Raw genomic sequence first — 19,371 nt, forward strand, 5'->3', positions numbered from 1 at the left:
CGGGAAAATTTGGTGTGGTGAGCTGCCGATAAGTTTCATACAGCATATAGGTGCATGTGAGAAAAGGCACGGCGCTAAGCTTGCAATGCGTTGAGGATTGTTATTAAACTGGCATAGCCGACGCGGAGTGGAGCAGTTCGGTAGCTCGCCGGGCTCATAACCCGGAGGTCGCAGGTTCAAATCCTGTCTCCGCAACTGATACAAGATCCCTGGACTCGTAAGAGTTCGGGGATTTTGCTTTACCTGGAATAAATGGTGCTGGTGTCCAGTTTCCATTAAAGTCTTGCGTTGGTAGTAAATCGGCTACTTCTACACCGAAGTATGCCGCTAAACCCATGAGATCCTCAATAGTCCACTTTGTTCTTCCGTGAATTCGATTAGAAATATGCTGCCCTGCAAGATTTAAGGCATTTCCTAGCTCTGCTCGTGATACTCCCGTGTAAAGCAGGTGTTGGGCTACGGTCATACCGATAGCACGATCGGCACTCATGATACTAAATTCTATTACGGTCATGTAACTATCGTACCGTATGAATAAAATATGTTCAACTGATTTAATTGCTTTATTTTAAATAAAGTGTAATCATAGTTTCGATGAACAAAAAACGTTCAAATGATAATTTGTTTTATTGGTTGATTGGATGACATGTGTTTAGTGCAAATGAGCTTTCCCAACGACTTGATGGTGCAGTGTCTGCTCTCACTCTTCGACGCTGGGCGGCAGCAGGTCGTATCAAAAGCTCATACAAACTTCTTAATGGGCGAATAATGTTTACGGATGATGCTGTTGCTGAAATTCTTCAGCCGTTAGCTGCGGATTCAGAAGATTCTGAAGAGTTGTCTGGTTCTTTTTCTGATGTGCCTCTTCCTGGCATGGAAGAGTGTGATGTGTGATGGCTAGTGGTACGTTGAAGACTTTGATTGCGCCTGATCGTGATCCTGTGACGATTGAGGGTAAGCCTTGTTGTGCTAATGGGCATCCTTGGCAGTCTCGTACTACTCGTTGGCGGTATCGGGTTCGTGGTGGTCGGCATGGTTCGGGTTGGGAGCGTGATTGTCTTGTTTGTAAGCGTATGGCTGATAAGGCTCGTGCATCTAATTTTGCTGGTCGAAATCAGCAATTGATTGTGGATGTGGCTAGTAGTGGCACGGTGTGGCATACGCGGTTTTAGGGTGGTTGGGTTATGGAAACGTTGAGTTTATCTGTGTTTAAGCGGCTTTTAAGGCAGGCTGAGGAAAAGTCTGAAGGGGATTTGCCTGTGCTGGTTCGTTTGCCTGATGGTGGGCATGGTTGCGTGTCTGGGCTGCGTCCGTTATTGATTTTGAATTCTGATGGTGCCGGTGATTTGAAGGAAGTGGGGTTGCCGTCAGCGCTTATCGCGTTAGTGGTTGAGTGTGGAGGGTGGGGGTTTGTAGTGTCTTGGCGTGCGTCTGCTTGGTGTTTGGATCAGGTGAAGGGTGTTGGTGCGAACGCGAAGTTGGTGTTGTTGGCTTTGTGTGAGTTTGCTAATGATGAGAATGTTACTTGGCGCTCGCAGCAAGAGATTGCTTTGCGTAGTGAGTGTGAGGTGCGGACGGTTAAGAAACATTTGAAAGCTTTGGAAGGTTGGGGGTTGATTTCTCGGAAAGGGATTTACCGGTGGTGTGATTCTGATTCTGAGGTGTGTATGGTTCGCTCGCCTCATAAGCATCGTTCTGGCACGGTTTATCGGGTGCATCTTGAGATTGGGGATTTTGTTGCTCCAGATCATGTAGTAGTTCCAGATTCAGATTCAGTTTCTGTTGGTTCTGTGGATAAGTCCATAGGTGCAAATATTGCACTTGTGGAGAAAACCGCGTCAGAAAGCCAAAAAGTCCATAGGTGCAATATTTGCACTTGTGAGGGTGGGGATGGTTCCACAGGTGCAAATTTAGGTATTCCACAGGTGCAAGAGCGTGCACCTATATGTAACAGTAAACCTCCAAGAATATCCTCCAACCATTCCAGGGAAGCCTTAGCTTGTGGAAAAAGTGATTCTTCTGATGTGGCATGGCATGGTGGGATCGGGTCTGAGGATCAAGTTTTGCTGCAAGAGTGTATTCCGCCGGATTATCTTTCGGTTCTTGGTGAGAGTGCGGCGAAAGTGTGCTTGGAAGTTTTACGGGTTGGGATTGGTCAAGGTTGGGAACCGAGCCAGATTCGATTAAAACTTGCAGCTCAGCCTTTGCCGGTGGATTTAGCTAATGGGGGCGGGTTGGTGATTTACCGTGTGCGTGATGCGCTTGCTGGGATGCGCCCGACACGGGTGAAATCTGAGGCAGAAAAAGCAGGTGAGAGACGCGCGGTAGTGGAGGAAATTCTTGCTGGGGGTAGTGCTCTTTCAAAGCGGCAGCAGGTTTTGTTGGTGAATGGTTTTTGAATCAGGCTGATGCGTGTGATCCGTTGGTTGGCAGGGCTGATTCTTGGTTGGCTGAGCAGATGAGGGTGGTGAGTGTGGGATGAAAAATATTTATTTGTTTGCGCCGCGTTGTGTGTATTTGCCAGTTGATTTGGTGGCTAATCAGGAGTTGACGTATTTGGATTTAGGGGTTTTGGCAGTGCTTTTGTCGGGTGAAGTGAAAGATGGTGGGTATCGGGTGCTTGCACGGCGTAATGGGATTGGGCAAGAATCTTGCCGTGCGGCGCTGCGTCGTCTTGAGCGTGCTGGGCTGGTGTATCGATTTTTGATGGTGAAAGACGGGAAGAAGCATTCGATGATGGTTTCTTCGCCTTTTCCTGTAAGTGCAGATCAAGCATGTGAAAAGCTGCTGCAAGCCAGTGAAGGGGATGTTGTTTCTTGCTTATCGCACCCATCTTTTTCAAAAAGCAAGGAAATATCTGGGGAAGCCTGTGATAAAACGGGTATAGAGCCGTCTTCGGCTTGACTAGGCTTCCCGGTCAGGAACTTTTCTCATAGTAATTCTAGACAGATACCTCATAACCTTGTTCTTGGCTGGGATCTTAAAATTCAATAATTTCAACAAAATCAAGAGAAAGCGACAAGAAAATGAACAAATTAATGAATATGTCTAAAAAGGCTAAGATCTTTGCCGGTCTTGGGCTAATTGGTTTTTGTGCTTTGATAGCGGGATTATCTTTTTGGGCTTGGTCAAATTCGGGTGTGCGTGTAGAGGATTTGTCTAAGGAATATAAGCAAGTGGTGAAGTCTTTAGATGGAGATATTTTTACTGCGGAGAGTCTTCGTGTGGTGTGTGCGGAAAATAAGAGTCTTGACGGTGTGAACCGGTGTGAGCAAGCTAAAGTTCTGGAGAATATTAAGGCTGCGAAAGAGGTGAAAAAGGCTGAAATTCCTACAAGTGTTGCTCAGTTGGAAAAGAGTCTTGATTCTGCTAAAGAGGTGAAAGAAAAGTTAGCTAATTCGATTAGTAATGCGGAAGATGCTTTGGGTAAAGATGCTGATAAATATCGTAGTGAAGTAGTTGTTCCGCTGATTGAGGCACTTGAGGATAAGATCGCCCAGGCACGCAAGCTTGCTGCTGATAATTCCGATAATGGCGAAACACTTGTGCATAAGCCAGGTGAGCTAGCGCATGTTTTGAATATTAAGGCTGATGAGCTGGGTAAGGATGTTGAGCGTATCAGTAAAAATATGAGGGATGAAAAAGTATTTATTTCACAGTTGCAAGATATTGCTGCAAGTTTGAAATCGTCTTTGGAAAGTCTTAATGAAGCTTTTGTGATGGTGCAAAACGCGATTGGTGTAGAGCCGGAAAAACAAGCGCCGGTAGTAGTGCCGTCCCAAAAAGTGCGGCACCAAGCGGGAATGTGAATAATTCAAAGCACGCTCAAAGGGTGGCACCCCAAAATCAAGTAACACATCTTCAAGACCTGCCACGCCAGCAAAGCCTGCTCAGCCTGCTGCTCCTGCTAAGCCTGTTAAGCCGAGTACAGATCAGTCTTCGATTGTGCCGGGGTCAAAGGATCCAAGTGGTGGTACTTGGGTAGTAACCGAAGAAAAGGATCAGTGTTTTTCTGGGGTTTTAGGTTCTGATCCTGTTGAAGTTCCTTGCCCTTAAATAAATGGTCTTCGTAAATATTTATTTACGAAAAATTGCTGTACATGCACAAAGTCTTGTGTGTGTTTATCCAACAATTAGTTGAAGGAAATATGATGGAATATAGAGTTGTCTCGAAAATGAGACAAGCTTATGCCGTGCTTTGTGCTTTTTCCTGGCTTTGCTAGTGGTTTTAGCACCCCTTCCGGCTTCCGCGGCGGGGTTGACTACGACTCCGCCTGCTGGAAGTGAGGGAAGTATTGGCTATGGTTGGGAGAAAAAGCCAGGATATTATTCTTTCTGGCTTGGTACTGAAGGAAAGATTGAAGGGTATGACCGCTACTGTATTCAGTGGCTAATGAACTCGCCGGGTGCAGCCCAGGTTACAAGCGTAACTGATCTGGCTGCTGCTACGCCGCGAATTAGTGGGTATGAGATAACCACCCCGCAGATGGCTTACTTGCTTTCAAAATATAATGGGTCTGTAGATCCAGCAATTACTTCAGCGATTGCATATTTAGTTCATGCGAATTTTGAGGTTGACGGTAATAAATTGAATGCGGCTACGGCTGTGGCGAATATGGAATCTAAAGTGAAAGCCAATGCCCCGCAAATTGCTGCAAAAGCTCTTGAGTTGCGTGCTGAAGCTATTAAGAGCGCCGCGATTGGCTATTCAAATTCCAGTGTAGATGGAGGAGGGAAACGCGAAGGGACAATTAGTGGTATTTATACTACTTACGATGATGGTTCACCGGCGATTAATGTGCCAGTAACAGTTAAACTCAATGGACCAGCGATTATTACTGAATCTGGCACGAACACGTGGTCTGGCGTGACCACTAATGATCCAATTACCTTGCACTGGAAATCTACCGGAAATGGCAAAGTGACTTACAACGTTTCTTATGCGGGGACTCATAAGACTTTATCGCTTATTGACCATCACGGGAAGGTTCAAAAAACAATTACACGTAAAATCGCTGGTCCTGCAGATCCTGAAGTGCGCGAGGGAGAAGCATTTAATGTTATTTATGATTTTCAGCCGCTTGGTGTATCAAAAGCTGTTAGTCAAGAAGTAAATACGGATGGCACTATTTCTGATGTACTTACTACTGGTGTTGATAAGGGTTATGGGTCTGGGAAATGGCTCGAAGTTGGCGGAAAACCGGTAGAAGTTACCTATAAAGCTACCGCGTATTGGGCTGGTCGGGTAAAGCCTGCCACGGCGGATAGTGTGCCTGCTGGAGCAGAAAAACTAGGCGAAGTCAAAGTAAAAGCAAGTGGCGAAGGGCAAAAACTCACCGCTAAGCTAAAAACCACCAAACGCGGATATATTACCTGGGTCTGGCAAGTAATAAAAGCTGAACAAGGCGCTAACAGCGATTATGTGCATGCAAACTGGAAGGATCGTTTTGGTTTGGATGCTGAGACTTCGCGTGAGAATTTTCCTTTCCGTCCAATGGGTGTTTCTAATGTTGGAAAGCAGAAAGTGGTTGATGGTCAGGATTTGACTGATACTTTTACTGCGTCTGCTGATCCAAGGTTCCGTGATGGTGAGTGGACTCGGCTTGGTGATGGTTCGTTTGATGCGGGTGAGTATGTTCCTGTGACTTATCGTGCGAGCGTGTATTTTCATTCACCTTCTATGCTGCCAGAAGAATCTAAAGCGGCACCTGATAAGGCTGAGTTAATAAAATCTATGACGGTTACTGCTTCTAAGCCTGGGCAGGTTCTTAAGGTTAATGCTGGTGCTGCGCCGAAAGATGGTTTTTATACCTGGGTCTGGGAAGTGCGTGAGGCTGACCAGGCTAAAGAGTATGTGAAGTGGATTGATTCTGGCTGGATTGATGGCTATGGGATTCCTGAAGAGACGACATCGGCTAGATATGAGGCTGTGATTGATTCGGCGTTATCAGTGCGTGATACGAAATCTGGCACTTATTTTGTAGATGATGTGTGGGTTAAGGGTATGCCTGTGAATCATCCTGATTTTGCTGGTGGTGCCGGTTTTAAGGCTGATGTGAAAGTTATTGAGCATTCTATTCTTTTCTTCCCTCACGGGGTGGAAGTGGTAGAGGAAAATATTTCGCAGGCGGTAAAGATTGGGAACACGGTAAGTATTCCGGCTAAGAATGGTTTTTATCCGTCCATTGGGGATACTTCATGGCTGGCAAAAATTGATAAGGCTGGGAAGCTGGTTCCTGGTACCTATGTTTTTGTTTCATCTTTTGCTGGTGATGATCGGGTAAAGTCGCTTACTACTTCGGTAGAAGATAAGGCTGAGCAATTCACGGTGAAGCCTGAGCCTAGTGTGCATACGACTTTAATGTATGACAACACTCGTGGGAAGGTTCCTGGGTTTGGTGTACGTAAGCTGGTTGACGTGGTGACTTACACGAATCTTGAAGTAGGGAAGCCGTATTCGGTTGATGGTGAGCTGGTTGATAAGGCTACTGGGAAGCCGTTATTGAATGGTGAGGGTAAGCCGATCGTGTCGAAAGCAGAGTTTAAGGCTGAGAGCGTGAACGGTTCCGTGGAAGTCGTCTTTGAGGTTGATGCAGGCTTGTTTGCTGGAAAGACTACTGTGGCTTTTGAAACTTTGAAGTCTGATGGGCGTGAAATCGCGGTTCATGCTGATATTAATGATGAAAATCAGACGATTGGTTTCGAGCCAGGTTCAAAGCTTAAGACTACGGCAAGAGATGTGGCTGATGGGGATAAAGAGATTAAACCCGAGGCTAATCAAACAATTGTGGATCGTGTTTGTGATGTGAATAAGCAATTAAAGCCGGGGTGGCATATGAGATCGTAACTAGCCTCGTCTTTGATGATGGCAAGCCTGTGTTAGATGCGAATGGTAAGCCTGTTGTGGTTAAAAGCAAGTTTATTCCAAAGAGCAGTGATGATTGCGCAACCGTCGAAATCAGTTTTGATGCTACCGGGTTTGAGGGTAGGAAAATTGTGGTATTTGAAGATGTTTTGTATAACGGGCAAACGGTTTCAGTGCATCATGATTTGAAAGATGAAGATCAAACGGTAATCGTGTTCAAGCCTTTTATCCCTGACCTTGTGAAAACTGGTGCGGCTGGAATGGTGGTTTTGGCAACTATTGCTGCTTCAGCATTTATTACTGGGTTTGTAATGCTTCGTTCTCGTAAGAAGGGGACGAATAGAGAAAGAGAAGAAGATGATTTATTTCCTAAAGCTATTTAGTCGCTTTCAGCTTTTGGGTAGATAAATCATCTCCTTCATCTGATATTTGCAAGGGCTGGAAAGTTTCAAGCTTGCCGGCGTTGGCTTTCCAGTCTTTGCTAGATTTCCGCATCTCGCGTGGAATCGAATTTTTGATACTCAATCACACGATTGGAAAGGAAATAGTCATGAAGCGAAAACTTATGACTGGAACAATTCTAACATTAATGCTGGCATTGCCAGCAATGCCAGCATTAGCGGTGGAAGAAGCACCTGCTAATACGAGTACATCTGTGGCGACACCGACTCCGGTAACGCCTGCGCAACCGGCAAAGCCTGCTCAGCCGGTTAAGCCTGTGGTTCCGGCTCCGGTTAAGCCTGCGCAACCGGCAAAGCCTGCTCAGCCGGTTAAGCCTGCTCAGGTTTATGAAGATATTGAAGTGCCTGTGACTCCGAAAGGGCAGATTGTGCCTGCTGCTACAGTGCAGCCTAGTAAAGCTGTGGTGAAGACGCGAAAGAGTGTTGATACTTCTGTGCCACAGCTTGCAAAGACTGGTGCGAGTGTGCCTGGTGGTGTGGTGATTGCGGGAACTATTTTGACGCTTTTGGGTGCGTATTTTGTTGCTGCGATGCGTTTTGGTCGAAAGTATTTCGGCTAAATTTACTGGTTTGTGGTGGCGTAAAACGCCACCACAAACGTTTAGTTTTCACAATTTGAAAAGTTAAGGATTGGATTATGAATTTTTTCGCACAGGCAATGAAGCTACTTTCGACTGGTGTGATTGCAGGTGGCTCAATTTGGCTAATTTTCGGAATTATTGTGCTTGCTGGAGGGCTGAAAGAACATAACGGGCAGCAGACTCAGTCTGGGATTTGGCAGGCGATTGGTGGTGCTTTGATTACTGCTGCTGGTGTGTGGCTAACGCAAGTGAATATTAATTTTTAGCGGTGAATCAGAATGGCTCTTGAGGTAAAGGTTTACCGTGAGGTAAGGGATTATCAGGCGCGAGTACTGGGTGGCATGTCTTGGCGGCAGTTGCTGATTGTTGGTGTGTGGTTTCCAGTCATTGCGACCTGTTATGGGGTGTGCTGGTACTTCGGATTTGAGGATCTGGGCGTTGTAGTTGTCGTATTTTTAGCTCTTCCGATGGTTGCTATTGGATGGATGCGTCCGATGGGAATTGTGATGGAAAAGTATGTGGGCTATTGGTGGGCGCACGTGCAGGGGCGAAAAATTTTCACATTTAATCAAGAAATGAGAGCGGTTGAGGGGATAAGTAGTGAGAAAAAGGTCAAGGGTGCGCGAAGTAAAGCAGCCTACGGAGCTTTCGAGTCCACAAATTAAAAAATATAAGCCTTCCGCAGTTCAGGCCTTGATTGCTTATGAGGCATTGACTGATTCTGGTATTGCTTGGCTTGGAGAAAATAAGTATTCGGTGACTTTGCAGCTTTCGGATATTAATTATTCGCTTGCTCCTTCGCAGGTGCAAGAGGAATTGATTGAAAAGTATGCGCAGTTTATTAATTCTCACCTGGCTGGTACTCATGTGCAGATTTCGATTATTAATCGGGTGTTAGATAAAGATGAGATTGTGCGTGGGGTTCAGCTGGGTTTGCGTGGTGACGGATTTGATTCTTTCCGGAAAGATTATAATTCTTTGATTGCTAAGCGGTTATCCTCTGGTCGGAATAATACTCGTACTGATAAGTTTTTGACTCTTACGGTAGAGTCGGCACAGTTTGAGGAAGCGAAAGCTAGGCTTTTTCTTTGGCTGCTGAGGCTGGGGCTTTGCTGCGGGAAGTTGGCGGGTGTAAGACACAAATTCTTGATGGGAAGGCTCGCGCTGATGTGCTTTCTTATATTTTGCGTCCTGGTTCTCGGGCGGGGTTTGATTTTAAAGACTTGCTTGGCTCGAAAATGTCTACTAAAGATTTTATTGCTCCGATGAGTTTTGATTTTACTAATCCTTCTCGGGTAGGGGTTAGCGCGGTGGATGAAAAACTGTGGCAGATTTTTGTTTTGCGTAAGCTTCCGCCTTGGTTATCGGATAAGGTTTTGAAAGATCTTTCTGAGATTCCAACTGATTTGTGTGTTTCGTTGCATATTGATCCGATTGAGCAATCTGATGCGTTGAGTCTTGTGAAGCATCAGATTGCGTCAATGGATATTCAGCGTTCGACTGAGACGCGTAAGCTTGCAAAGCAAGGGTTGGCTGGTTCACATGGTTCGCATGAGTTGGAATCTTCTTATTCGGAGGCGGTTGAGCTGCGGAATGAGCTTGAGCAATCTAATGAGAAACTTTTTGAAACAACGATTGTTGTTGGGGTTGCGGGTAAAGCGGTAGAAGATTTACAAGAGAACGTGGCTCGGGTGCGGCGTTCTTGCGCGAAGCATTCGTGTGATCTTGAGGTGTTGAAATATATGCAAAAAGATGCTTTGAATGCTCTTTTGCCTTTGGGTCGATGTGATTTGCCAATTCATCGGACGCTTACGACTGCTGCCTTGGCTGTTTTAGAGCCTTTTACTACTCAAGAATTATTTGATTTAAGTGGCATGTTTTACGGTGTTAACGCGCTGTCGAAGAATTTGATTATGCTGTCGCGTAGTGAGGGGATGAATGCTAATGCTTTCATTTTGGGTACGTCGGGGTCTGGGAAGAGTCAGTTTGCAAAATTTGAAATGATGCAAACTTTTTTACGGCGGGTAAATGATGAGATTTTGATTATTGATCCTGAGCGTGAATATGTTTCTTTATCTTCTGCGTTGAAGGCGAGTCGGGTTGTGATTAGTCCGGGGTCGAAGAGTGCTTTGAATGCTCTTGAAGTTGATAAAAATATTAATTTGGATGAGGATCCAATCCGCGCTAAATGCTCTTTTGTGCTTTCTATTTGCCAGGTGCTCCTTGGTGGGGCAGAGGGTTTATCAAACGTGGAAAGATCGATTATTGATCGGTGTGCGCAAAATGTTTACCGGATTTATTTCAATACTGATAATGCTGATATGCCGACGCTTATGAGTCTTTATCAAGAGTTGAAAAAGCAACCAGAAATTGAGGCTGGGCAGTTGGCTACGGGTCTTGAAATTTATGCGAAAGGTTCGGCTGCTGGGTTTGCTGCTCAGACTAATGTTGATTTGTCAGCGCGGGTTGTTGTCTATGATTTAGCTGATTTGGGTAGAGATTTGCAAACGTTTGGGATGATGGTTGTTTTAGAAAATGTGTGGGCGCGTATTTGTGCAAATAAAGCGCGTGGGGTTCGTACTTGGCTTTATATTGATGAGTTTCATTTGCTTTTTGAAAATGATTTTGCTGCCGCATATTGCCAGGCGATTTATAAGCGGGTGCGTAAATATGGTGCGGCTGCTACTGGGATTACCCAAAATATTGAAGAGCTTTTACTTAATGATCGTGCAAGGTTGATGTTATCGAATTCTGATTCTGTATTTTTGTTAAATCAGCAGTCTACTGATGCGCAGGCTTTGCAGGATTTGTTGCGGTTGTCGGCTCAGCAAAAATCATTTTTTACTAATGCTTCTCCTGGGTGTGGGTTGCTTAAATCGGGGTCAACTGTGATTCCGTTTGATAACAGTATGGATGTTGAATCGAGTATTTTCCAGCTGTTCCAAACGACTTTTGAAGTGAAAGAGGGTTGATTATGCTTGATAAGAATCTTAGTGCTCATAATCTTTATTTGATTGCGCAAGAAGAAGAATTAACGCCTGCTTTAGTGGCAGAGATTGAGAATCATCCTGCTAGTTATCGAGCTTTAAAGCTGTGGGCACAGTTAGAGCTAGAAACGCGGGCTGGTTCGCCTGTGCCTGTACCGCCTGCTGAAGTTGTGCCACGGCATGAATCTAGCTCGGATCCGGCGCCGTTGCCGGTGCGTAAGTCATTTAATATTCGCAAGGTAATTGTGATTCTTGGCGTGCTGCTTTTAGTTTTGGTGGGCGGATTGTGGTCGTACGTGTCTTTGAATGGTAAAGCTGCTGGTGAAGTTGGTAAAGCTGAAAGTGTTGGGGTTAAGGAAAAAGTTGTTGATGAAGATAAATCTCCAGATGATAGCAAGCTTAGTGATGGAAAATTAGAGAAAGATAAAGAAAAAGCTGATGATTTTTCTGGAAGTGTTGCTGCTGGTGCTGCTTTTTCTTGTACTGGTAAAGAAAAAACTGTGACGTGCGTGGGGGTGAATAATTATGGGCAGCTGGGTACGGGTGCGGCTGCGAGTATAAATTTTAATTCTTTCCAGTTGAAAGATTCGATTATTTCTTTGACTGCTGGGTCTGATCATGCGTGTGCGGTAACTTCCGGTGGGCTGGTTTGTTGGGGTGATAATCGGTGGAAACAAGCTGGGGATGGGGAAGCTGCAATTCTTCCACCAACGCCTGTAGCTTTGTTTGCTGGAAAAAGGTTGATTCGGTTTCTGCCGGCATAGTACACACGTGCGTCACTAGTGAAGGTAAATTGTATTGTTTTGGGTCAGATTATTCTGGTCAGTTTGGGTCTGGACAGCAAGGTGCGCAAGCTGGTGTGTTGACTGAAATTAAGATTCCTGATGGTCAAAAAGCTCTTATGGTAGTGGCGCAAGATTTTTCTTCATGTGTTTCTACTGATAAGGGGCGATTGTATTGTTTTGGGTCAAATGCTGATAAGCGGATCAGTCAAGAAGATAAGCCTTTTATTGGGCTTACCCAAATGAATCAGGTAATTAGTGAGAAAAATTAATGCTTAGCAGTGTGCGTAATACGCAAAATCAGGAGTTTGTTTCCCGCATATGCGGTCAAAAGTATCTATTACACGCCAGCAGCATACTTTTAGGTCAAAAGCGCATTCTGGGGTTATGGTCTTTGGAAAGATTCGCCAGAGCGCAAGAGATGTGGCTGATGGGGATTTTGAAAAAGCTGGGGATGATGCTGGTAGGGATTTATCGCAGTCTTTAGTGAAAACAACGTATCGGGGAGTAAATAATTATGGGCAGCCTGTTATGGGGCGTGCTGGTGTTGATGGTATAAGCTCACAAGTGAGATTCGGTAAAAATGCGGTACGGAGTTCTGGTTATGCTGGTGTGAATGCTAATCGGTTACCTATTGCCAATGGTCAAAAACTTCCTGCTAAAGGGCGGGTAAAGCGGTTTAATCGTGGGCGTGTTCCTGATAGTAAAGTACGCGGTAGTGTGGCGCGTGGAGGTAAGGCTAGTGGGCGGCTTGTAAAGAAAGTCATGGTGAAAGCTCAAGCGGTAGGAGCGAAAGTTATTGCCGCAGTTGCCGCGATGGTCACATCCGCATCATTACCCGTAATTGCTGTATTGACAGCAGTAATAAGCGTGGTGGCGCTGATTGCTTCGATTTTTCTTTTATTTTCGGTGGTTGGAGTGAAGAAGAGGCTAAGTCGCGTGTAGTAATTGGCGTGCTTGGTGATGATTATCCGTGGGCGGATAAGGTGAGAACACCAGCTGGTATACCTACATCGGTTTATAACACGATTAATCACTCGACAAATTTTTATTACGGAAATTGTACTGATTTCGTTTTTTGGCGGGTGAATCGCGACATGGGTGCGAGTGTAGATAATTGGATTTATTCACATGGCTCTTTGACCCCGCTGGGTGGTAATGGTGCACAGTGGGAAAACCTGGGAATATGCCTGGCTGGAAGCGGGTAAAGACTCCAGATGAAATCCGGCCAGGTGATGTAATTTCCTATTCTCAAGGAGTCTATGGTTCGCATCCACTGTATGGGCATGTGGCGTATGTGGCAGAAAATGATGGCCAGAAAATTGTGGTCGAAAATTATGGGTATGCCCAATATTATTTGACTGAGCATGATTATGCTTCGCTTAGAAAGTGGTTGAAATCTGGCTCGGTAGTGGTAGTACAAAATCCAGAGTTGACTGGAGAAAAACGTAAAGCAATAGCTGCAAAAAATACTACTGGAGATAAATCATGATTGTTGACATTCTTTTACACATGCTAACTGCCCTTTATGGTGGGGTGGGTATGGGTGCAGTGTCTGCGGTTGAAAAATCTTTTGAAACGTATTCTAGCACTGCCTATAATGTTGCGGTCACAATTAACTCAATGGCTGTTAAGCCGGTAGCTGCCGTGGTCTTATCGGGGATGTTGCTGTTGGAATTTGCGCGGATTTCATCGAAGGTAGAAGGTGATCATAAGCTTGGGGTGCAACTTATCGGGATTACCTTTTTAAGGCTGGATTTATTATTTTAATGATTCAGCATACTGAAATGCTTGTGCGTGGGCTTAATGGCGTGGGTATGGAGCTGATTAAGAATGCTACTAAAGGTGAGGCTGGTGCGGTTGCGGGTAAAGCGGTTGAAGAGTCTATGCGTGCAGCTTTAGAAGATTTAGGGATTACTGAGCAGCTTGCATTGCTGCCGATTTTGTTTTTGCCTTGGCTTTTATCGATTGCTGCTGTGATTGTGATTCCAATAGTTGTGATGATGCGCTTCCTTGAATTGTATGTGCTGACGGCGGGGGCGTCGCTACCGCTTGTTTTTCTGGCAAATCAAGAGACTAAATCTATGGGGGTGGGGTATTTGCGGAAGCTTTTAGTCGCGATTTTGCATGGATTTACTTTGATTATTGCGGTAAAAATTTATGCGGCTTTCCAAGCAGATTCGTTAAATGCTGCGCCTAGCTTGAAAGAATTATTTGCAGATTTCAACATCGTTGTTTTGTTGCAAAACATGGGTTTATTGATCCTTGGCCAGATTATGTTGATTGTGGTGGTCATGGCTGCAGGAAGATTCGCTAAAGCATTTGTTGGCGAATAATATATTTATTTTGCTTCATAATTTTCTATGGGTTCGCTAGAGGATAGCGGAGTGCGATTATGGGCAACATCGAATTGTAGCTGAATAGCATAGAATAAATAATTCCCTAGAAAGTCTTTTCTAGGGAATTATTTATGTCTGTTAGTCCTACGTTGAAAGTATTTTTCAAAGTTTGAGTTGGTAGTTCATGGTTAGTTCTGCTTCATAGTTTTCTATAGGTTCTTCTGGGATTCCTGAAATTGTGCATGTGCTTTTGCTTGGATTGTAGGTGACGGTCAGCCCTTTGGATAGGTTATTGGCTTTTATAGATATATTTGCAGCGTTTTCGCTGTTGTGGATTTTTATTTCGAGTGGGTCAATGGGTATTCCGGCACTGCCGTTGATTGGCTGGATTTCACCAAAATATGGTGCGGCTGTTACTAGGGTTTCATTTTCTTGAAGAATATCGAAAGCTGCTGGTATTTCATCGTCTTCAATAGTGATACTAACTGTGCTTTTGGTTTTTAATGGTGTCTTGGCTGGGGTGTATGTGAATGGTGCGGAATTATTTGGTGGGGTAGATTTATTTGCTAAGAATGGTTTTACTCCGCGTAGGATGTAGATGCATTTTTTCGTGTCAAGCCGACCGATTTCATCTAGTGATAATAGGTCACGTGCGAGCCGTTTTTCGGATTTTGAGTAAGAGCCGCTGCGTCCTTTTGAAATTGAAGTGTCTGTGGTTTGGATAGTTTGTTTTCCAAGTATTTTTGAGACGTATTCGGTAGTTGATTTTTCGTTACCTCCAAGGAAAAGAAAAGAATCGCAGTTACCGACGATGGTTTCCCAATCGTCTTTGTATAGCGCTTTTCCTTGTGCGAAGTTTTGTAGAATGATTATGGTTGAGAGCCAGCGGGAGCGCATTACAGCAATTTTGCGTTCAAATGAAGGGATTTTGCCAATATTTGCAAATTCATCCATTAGGCATTGGATTGGTATTTTAAGATGTCCGTCTGGATTATGGTCGGCTTGGTAAATGTTGGTTTCAAAGAATATTTCGTAAAAGATTGAAATTAGGAATTTGAATGCGGCATGGGTGTCTGGAATGACTAGAAAAAGAGCGGTTTTTCTTTGCCTACTGTGTCAAGATTGATTGTGTCTGCTGCTAAAATATTTCTAATTTGGGTCATGTGTAGTGGTGCTAAGCGCACTCCTAGTGAAATGATGACGGACTTTTGGTTTCTCCCGCGCCTTGCATGTAGGTGTTGTATTGTGCGTGGGCAAAGCGTAGAAGGTTTAGTGCTGAAAGTGCTTGATTATTCCAGTTATGGAGTCCTTCATCTGATTCGCTGATTATTTCTTTGACTGCTTCAAAAACTAGGTCTACTTCAGACATGGAGGTTTCATCCTGTTCTGACGCTTGCATTTTAGCGAGCATATCTACCACGTTATTTAGAGTACCGTTACTGCCGTTTATTGCATATTCATAGGAAATGAGAGCGGTAAGTAAGGCGCGTTCTGCTTTTTCCCAAAAGCTATCCGAGCCCGCGGGTTTAGAGCCGTTAGTATTGGCAATAAAATTTTCGGTCAGGACTGTGCAGTCTACTTCAGGTTGGGCAGGGTTGAAATATGTGAGCGGGTTAAATTTATCTGATGTGGCAAAATCGATTAGGTTTAAGCATCTGATTTTATAGCCATGATCGAGCAGGTGCCAGGCGCAATCTCTTAAAAGTTCTCCTTTCGGATCGGTAATTACAAAGGAAGATGCTTTAGCGAAAATGTTTGGTTTTACAAGAGATCTTGTTTTGCCAGATCCAGATCCTCCGAGGCATAAAAGGTTGAGATTACGTTGAGTTACGTGCGAGTTAATATTGAGCCAGTGTTCATTGGTAATTTTTATGCATTGGTTCTCGATTTTTGTAGCGAAAGGTTTAAAGTCTTTGGGTGTTCCCCATTTGGCTGACCCGTGTTCTTCGCCTTGTCGGCGCTCTGCTTTTCCTGCATGGTGATAAATCCATGTGAGTGCTATCGCTAGTAGCGTGCCTGCTCCTGCTAGCAAATCTGGTGTGTCTAAAGAAAAATGGGTAGGGTTGGAAAAGTCTGCAAGTGAGTTATCTAAAACGGCGGTAATATCCTTTCCTGTGGCAATATTTGTGCGTATTTGGAAGGATATTTTGTTTGCAGTATAGAAAGTGATTAGGCTACAAATAATTACGAAAATAGTTTTAATATTCTTCACTAGATTTTTCTACTTTCTTAATTTTTATGAAACTTTTTAATGATTTAAATGATTTCGTTGCTTGTTTTTCGTCTCGATTTTCGCTTGCAGCAAGCCTAGTAATTGACTACGGTTTTGGATGTTGAATCGAGTATTTTCCAAATCTGGATCATGACTATCATTTTGGGGAAGCTGATTCAATTCCGATTCGTGTAGGGTATCTGGGAGATTTTCTTCGTCTTTGAAATGTGGATATTGTAAATATTTTTTTCGATACTTAAAAGATTTTGGAGGCAGTTATCATCAAAATCGGAGATAATCGTCATGGTAGGAGAAACATATAGTATGCCTTCTTCGATTTGTGCCTGATTTACTGCTATTTCAATCCATTCAGTATCTTCTGCTTCAATTTCTGGCCATGATTTTTCTGGCCATGATTTTTCATATTTTGGTACGCTTTGCCCGTTTTTAGAGAAAATGTATATTTGTTCATCCATCGTCTGTGCCTTTAAATGTTTCGATTGCTGCATGTTTTGCGTATACCGTTTTATCTTCTAGGTGTCCGAAAATCAGTAGCGTGTCACCTTTAGATAATCCTTGTGCTTGTAAATGTTTAGCTAAAGGGATATTGGTGATTCGCAGGTTTAGTTGTTTTTGTGTGTGTGGGTGAATAATTGTTGCCCGTCCTTGTTTAGGATCTAGCACGTAGGCGGAATTGAGTGTTGCGATCAGCGCTATTTGTGCCATTATCTTCCCCTGCTTGTAACGGTTTTAGTGATTTCTGGGGTTTTTCTTTCTCAATATTTTGTGGCTGTGTTTTCAAAATAGATAGATCAGTTTTCAGTTCTGCAGTTTCGATACTCTGATTTTGTGCTAGTCCTTGATGTGGTGCTATTTCATCGATTAAGGGAAGTACGTGTTCAGATACGCGACTGAATGCTTCGCATATTTGCTCTGTTTTGCTTTCGCCATTCCAGCTTGCAATGTATGTAGCTGATGTATCGGTTAGGCATTGATCTGATATTCCGGCAAGTGCGCAGGTGAGGAATGCAAAAGTTTCAGCTTCTAGTTCGTATAGCGAGCGGCGTTTTTGATAGTCGGCAATTCCTGTATGCATTATGGCGTGCCCGATTTCATGAGCCAGAGTGCGGAGCTGACTTGCTTGACTCATGCGCGAGTCAATCACAATTCTGTGCGAATCGTGAGAGTTGTTGTAGGCGTGGAAACCATTTTCTGAGCCTGCAAATTGATTAGCATCGAAAATGATTTCAATATTTTTAAATTGTTTAGATACGTATTGGATGAGTTTTTCTTTTAATTCTCCGGTTTCAAAATCCATTTTTCGGCTAGCTTGAGAGGCAATGCTGCGCATTTGTTCAGTATCGTCCGTTCCGTCTATGCGAGTTGTGGAGAAAATATCGAAAACTGGGGTTGGTTTTACTCCTACGAAACAGGTGTAGTGTTTATCGTCGTATCCATCACTTACTCGTCCTTGGTTTAAATCTTCAAGGTATTCTTGAGATATTTTTCCTTTGGGAGGTAATTCTTTTTGAACTGTTATTGGCGCGAAAATACGCATTGCTTTTGCGCCCTTTTTCACTTTCCGTCCCTGATGTTGCCATGCTTTGAAACCATTGACTTGAGTTGCGTTTTGAGCAATTAAAAGCATTTGATTCTTGGGAGAATATTTTGAAAAGTTATGCTTGATTAAAGGTCTAAAAAGTTTTGTCCAGCCCTGGATAGAAGTGATTTTTTCGATTTTGGTTGTTAATAATTCTTCAAGTTCTTTAACTTGGGTTTCGCGTTTTTCTCTAAGGTCTTGTTTTTGTGCTTCGGTGTGTTTACGGTTTGCCATAATATTTCTTCCTTAATTTTAGATTTTGTCGATTTTTGGTGCTTGCTTCGGGCTGGTCTGAGTAAGAGATTTATTTACTACCGGTTTGTTTGCATATTTTTCTTGCACGCGATTCTTAATCGTTGATTTCAGATCGGAAAGTTTTTCTTTCCGGTTTATCCTTTTTCCAGCCGTGCTTGGGCTTGTGTTAATCCCTGCTTGACGCTATCTACATCGTTTCCTTTGAAGTGGACATAGATTTTTCCGTCTTTGCCTTTTTCAACTGCGAAATCGAGCCCGCGGGTTTTGAAATCTTTTTCAAATCACGAAGTAAGGTTTTGTCACAAGGCTGGCTGTGCAGGTCGCCGTTATTTGAACGTTGTAAATATTTGACGGTTTGTTGGCCATGCTCAGGGTTAAAAGGTACTGCTGGTATTTTCTTTACTTGTTCGAGTCCGCTTTTAAGGATTTTCAGCATCATCCCAAGGGTTAGCTGGCCGCATGTGGCACTGATTTTTATGCCACTGTTCATGACCGTAGTTACAATTTGGTTTACTATCGGGCTTGGATCAATAGTGGTCATTTATTTTCCTTCCGTGTTGAAATAGTTTTTAGCGATTGTTTTGATTCTTTTTGGATGCTGGTGTGGTTGTAGAAATCTGTTTTCTTGCATTTATTTTCGCGATTACTTTTTCGTATGTATTTTTCTTTTCAATCGTCTGTGAAAGTTTCTTTTCTGAAGCGGTAGTTTCCTTGCCGTGATCGAGTGCTTGCTGCCGCTCGATTATTGCTTCAATGATCTTGGTTTCTATTTGTGAAAGCTGATGTTTCATGGTGTCAAGAATTTTTTCCCGCTCACTTATAGGCGCATTTATGTATTTCGTGAAAAGATTAGTTACCTGCATTTGGTTTGAAAGATCGCTAACTTTCCGGTCAATCATCTGGTAGTAGCGTTGCTGAGCTATGGTGTGTCCGCGCCTAATCTGTCCCAGATCATCGACGAAATTGATGTTTTCAAAAGGGTTAGTGCGAGAAAAATATGTAAAAAGATCTGGTGTGCTTATCTTTTTCCCAGCGTAGTGTCCTTCAATATTTACTGGACGGTATTCCGCACTTTTAGGTAAATACATTCGATAATGTGTGCCATAATCTCGCACATGCTCATCATTCACTGTGATAAATTTTGTATCTGGCCATGTGTGGGGTAGCTGTATTTTCCAAAATTCATCATCAATTTTTTCCATGAACTTTTTTGAATTATGACCTCGCTGATTTCTATGCGGCCAATGCGTGCGGTTAATGCGGTTTCTGTAAAACCAGCCCCTAGAGTA

At 43.6% G+C, this 19,371-nt stretch carries 24 protein-coding genes, 1 tRNA gene and 1 pseudogene; 18 read left to right on the forward strand and 8 right to left on the reverse strand.

Annotated features, from left to right (window positions below; all coding sequences use genetic code 11):
• Positions 1–121 precede the first annotated feature (121 nt).
• From RQN30_RS10155 to RQN30_RS10240, 18 genes are all read left to right on the forward strand, one after another.
• Positions 122–195: transfer RNA gene (locus RQN30_RS10155), tRNA-Met, on the forward strand.
• 453 nt (positions 196–648) lie between these two features.
• Positions 649–894 carry a MerR family transcriptional regulator gene (locus RQN30_RS10160; RefSeq protein WP_353060375.1) on the forward strand — a complete coding sequence of 82 codons (246 nt, stop codon included), beginning with the start codon at positions 649–651 and terminating at the stop codon, positions 892–894.
• Complete coding sequence (locus tag RQN30_RS10165) at positions 891–1,172, forward strand: hypothetical protein (protein ID WP_353060376.1); 282 nt, start codon at positions 891–893, stop codon at positions 1,170–1,172. Before RQN30_RS10160 ends, RQN30_RS10165 begins: the two co-directional genes overlap by 4 nt.
• Positions 1,173–1,184: 12 nt before the next feature.
• Positions 1,185–2,399 (forward strand): helix-turn-helix domain-containing protein, encoded by a 1,215-nt coding sequence (locus RQN30_RS10170; RefSeq protein ID WP_353060377.1) that lies wholly within the window; start codon positions 1,185–1,187, stop codon positions 2,397–2,399.
• A 79-nt stretch (positions 2,400–2,478) separates the two neighbouring features.
• A complete protein-coding gene (locus tag RQN30_RS10175) occupies positions 2,479–2,904 on the forward strand; it encodes a hypothetical protein (RefSeq protein ID WP_353060378.1) in 426 nt (141 codons plus the stop codon).
• A 122-nt stretch (positions 2,905–3,026) separates the two neighbouring features.
• Entirely contained in the window at positions 3,027–3,809 is a 783-nt protein-coding gene (locus RQN30_RS10180; protein WP_353060379.1) for a hypothetical protein, read from the forward strand.
• Positions 3,810–4,258: 449 nt separating this feature from the next.
• The gene (locus RQN30_RS10185; protein ID WP_353060381.1) at positions 4,259–6,847 is read left to right on the forward strand and encodes a VaFE repeat-containing surface-anchored protein; all 2,589 of its coding nucleotides are present in this window, start codon (positions 4,259–4,261) and stop codon (positions 6,845–6,847) included.
• Entirely contained in the window at positions 6,829–7,248 is a 420-nt protein-coding gene (locus RQN30_RS10190) for a VaFE repeat-containing surface-anchored protein (RefSeq protein WP_353060383.1), read from the forward strand. Before RQN30_RS10185 ends, RQN30_RS10190 begins: the two co-directional genes overlap by 19 nt.
• Positions 7,249–7,415: 167 nt before the next feature.
• Positions 7,416–7,886 carry a hypothetical protein gene (locus RQN30_RS10195; protein ID WP_353060384.1) on the forward strand — a complete coding sequence of 157 codons (471 nt, stop codon included), beginning with the start codon at positions 7,416–7,418 and terminating at the stop codon, positions 7,884–7,886.
• Between the two features lie 77 nt (positions 7,887–7,963).
• A complete protein-coding gene (locus RQN30_RS10200) occupies positions 7,964–8,173 on the forward strand; it encodes a hypothetical protein (RefSeq protein WP_353060386.1) in 210 nt (69 codons plus the stop codon).
• Between the two features lie 12 nt (positions 8,174–8,185).
• Entirely contained in the window at positions 8,186–8,572 is a 387-nt protein-coding gene (locus tag RQN30_RS10205) for a PrgI family protein (RefSeq protein ID WP_353060387.1), read from the forward strand.
• A 444-nt stretch (positions 8,573–9,016) separates the two neighbouring features.
• Positions 9,017–10,879: a VirB4-like conjugal transfer ATPase, CD1110 family gene (locus tag RQN30_RS10210; RefSeq protein WP_353061839.1), complete on the forward strand. Its 1,863-nt coding sequence runs from the start codon at positions 9,017–9,019 to the stop codon at positions 10,877–10,879.
• 2 nt (positions 10,880–10,881) lie between these two features.
• Positions 10,882–11,658: an RCC1 domain-containing protein gene (locus RQN30_RS10215; RefSeq protein ID WP_353060388.1), complete on the forward strand. Its 777-nt coding sequence runs from the start codon at positions 10,882–10,884 to the stop codon at positions 11,656–11,658.
• 98 nt (positions 11,659–11,756) lie between these two features.
• The gene (locus RQN30_RS10220; RefSeq protein ID WP_353061861.1) at positions 11,757–11,948 is read left to right on the forward strand and encodes an RCC1 domain-containing protein; all 192 of its coding nucleotides are present in this window, start codon (positions 11,757–11,759) and stop codon (positions 11,946–11,948) included.
• 49 nt (positions 11,949–11,997) lie between these two features.
• Positions 11,998–12,621, forward strand: coding sequence for a hypothetical protein (locus RQN30_RS10225; RefSeq protein ID WP_353060390.1), 624 nt, complete (start codon positions 11,998–12,000; stop codon positions 12,619–12,621).
• Between the two features lie 223 nt (positions 12,622–12,844).
• A complete protein-coding gene (locus RQN30_RS10230) occupies positions 12,845–13,168 on the forward strand; it encodes a CHAP domain-containing protein (RefSeq protein WP_353060391.1) in 324 nt (107 codons plus the stop codon).
• A complete protein-coding gene (locus tag RQN30_RS10235; protein WP_353060392.1) occupies positions 13,165–13,446 on the forward strand; it encodes a hypothetical protein in 282 nt (93 codons plus the stop codon). Before RQN30_RS10230 ends, RQN30_RS10235 begins: the two co-directional genes overlap by 4 nt.
• The gene (locus tag RQN30_RS10240) at positions 13,446–14,012 is read left to right on the forward strand and encodes a hypothetical protein (protein WP_353060394.1); all 567 of its coding nucleotides are present in this window, start codon (positions 13,446–13,448) and stop codon (positions 14,010–14,012) included. Before RQN30_RS10235 ends, RQN30_RS10240 begins: the two co-directional genes overlap by 1 nt.
• Positions 14,013–14,177: 165 nt before the next feature.
• On the opposite strand, the gene RQN30_RS10245 is transcribed toward RQN30_RS10240, so the two are convergent.
• From RQN30_RS10245 to RQN30_RS10280, 8 genes and pseudogenes are all read right to left on the reverse strand, one after another.
• Positions 14,178–15,095 (reverse strand): type IV secretory system conjugative DNA transfer family protein, encoded by a 918-nt coding sequence (locus tag RQN30_RS10245; protein ID WP_353061840.1) that lies wholly within the window; start codon positions 15,093–15,095, stop codon positions 14,178–14,180.
• Between the two features lie 106 nt (positions 15,096–15,201).
• Positions 15,202–16,227 carry a type IV secretory system conjugative DNA transfer family protein gene (locus RQN30_RS10250; RefSeq protein ID WP_353060395.1) on the reverse strand — a complete coding sequence of 342 codons (1,026 nt, stop codon included), beginning with the start codon at positions 16,225–16,227 and terminating at the stop codon, positions 15,202–15,204.
• Between the two features lie 176 nt (positions 16,228–16,403).
• On the reverse strand, positions 16,404–16,703 hold the full coding sequence (locus RQN30_RS10255) for a hypothetical protein (protein ID WP_353060396.1): 300 nt from the start codon (positions 16,701–16,703) through the stop codon (positions 16,404–16,406).
• On the reverse strand, positions 16,696–16,953 hold the full coding sequence (locus tag RQN30_RS10260; protein WP_353060397.1) for a hypothetical protein: 258 nt from the start codon (positions 16,951–16,953) through the stop codon (positions 16,696–16,698). The genes RQN30_RS10255 and RQN30_RS10260 overlap by 8 nt, the downstream gene beginning before the upstream one ends.
• Complete coding sequence (locus tag RQN30_RS10265) at positions 16,898–18,061, reverse strand: ImmA/IrrE family metallo-endopeptidase (RefSeq protein ID WP_353060399.1); 1,164 nt, start codon at positions 18,059–18,061, stop codon at positions 16,898–16,900. The genes RQN30_RS10260 and RQN30_RS10265 overlap by 56 nt, the downstream gene beginning before the upstream one ends.
• Before the next feature lie 155 nt (positions 18,062–18,216).
• Positions 18,217–18,303 (reverse strand): annotated as a pseudogene (locus tag RQN30_RS10270) (hypothetical protein); the annotation flags it as partial.
• Positions 18,270–18,623, reverse strand: a complete 354-nt coding sequence (locus tag RQN30_RS10275; protein ID WP_353060401.1) for a hypothetical protein — start codon at positions 18,621–18,623, stop codon at positions 18,270–18,272. The gene RQN30_RS10275 and the pseudogene RQN30_RS10270, both read right to left, overlap by 34 nt.
• A gap of 28 nt (positions 18,624–18,651) precedes the next feature.
• A complete protein-coding gene (locus RQN30_RS10280) occupies positions 18,652–19,284 on the reverse strand; it encodes a hypothetical protein (RefSeq protein ID WP_353060402.1) in 633 nt (210 codons plus the stop codon).
• Positions 19,285–19,371 lie beyond the last annotated feature (87 nt).

It is taken from the genome of Arcanobacterium hippocoleae (assembly GCF_040360365.1).
Lineage (GTDB): Bacteria > Actinomycetota > Actinomycetes > Actinomycetales > Actinomycetaceae > Arcanobacterium_A > Arcanobacterium_A hippocoleae_A.

Excerpts from the sequence above, each read along its gene's own strand:
- RQN30_RS10170 (WP_353060377.1), top strand. The coding sequence starts at position 1,185 with ATGGAAACGTTGAGTTTATCTGTGTTTAAGCGGCTTTTAAGGCAGGCT.
- RQN30_RS10175 (WP_353060378.1), top strand. The coding sequence starts at position 2,479 with ATGAAAAATATTTATTTGTTTGCGCCGCGTTGTGTGTATTTGCCAGTT.
- RQN30_RS10180 (WP_353060379.1), top strand. The coding sequence starts at position 3,027 with ATGAACAAATTAATGAATATGTCTAAAAAGGCTAAGATCTTTGCCGGT.
- RQN30_RS10195 (WP_353060384.1), top strand. The coding sequence starts at position 7,416 with ATGAAGCGAAAACTTATGACTGGAACAATTCTAACATTAATGCTGGCA.
- RQN30_RS10200 (WP_353060386.1), top strand. The coding sequence starts at position 7,964 with ATGAATTTTTTCGCACAGGCAATGAAGCTACTTTCGACTGGTGTGATT.
- RQN30_RS10205 (WP_353060387.1), top strand. The coding sequence starts at position 8,186 with ATGGCTCTTGAGGTAAAGGTTTACCGTGAGGTAAGGGATTATCAGGCG.
- RQN30_RS10215 (WP_353060388.1), top strand. The coding sequence starts at position 10,882 with ATGCTTGATAAGAATCTTAGTGCTCATAATCTTTATTTGATTGCGCAA.
- RQN30_RS10225 (WP_353060390.1), top strand. The coding sequence starts at position 11,998 with ATGCGGTCAAAAGTATCTATTACACGCCAGCAGCATACTTTTAGGTCA.
- RQN30_RS10235 (WP_353060392.1), top strand. The coding sequence starts at position 13,165 with ATGATTGTTGACATTCTTTTACACATGCTAACTGCCCTTTATGGTGGG.
- RQN30_RS10240 (WP_353060394.1), top strand. The coding sequence starts at position 13,446 with ATGATTCAGCATACTGAAATGCTTGTGCGTGGGCTTAATGGCGTGGGT.
- RQN30_RS10255 (WP_353060396.1), bottom strand. The coding sequence starts at position 16,703 with ATGGATGAACAAATATACATTTTCTCTAAAAACGGGCAAAGCGTACCA.
- RQN30_RS10260 (WP_353060397.1), bottom strand. The coding sequence starts at position 16,953 with ATGGCACAAATAGCGCTGATCGCAACACTCAATTCCGCCTACGTGCTA.
- RQN30_RS10265 (WP_353060399.1), bottom strand. The coding sequence starts at position 18,061 with ATGGCAAACCGTAAACACACCGAAGCACAAAAACAAGACCTTAGAGAA.
- RQN30_RS10275 (WP_353060401.1), bottom strand. The coding sequence starts at position 18,623 with ATGACCACTATTGATCCAAGCCCGATAGTAAACCAAATTGTAACTACG.
- RQN30_RS10280 (WP_353060402.1), bottom strand. The coding sequence starts at position 19,284 with ATGGAAAAAATTGATGATGAATTTTGGAAAATACAGCTACCCCACACA.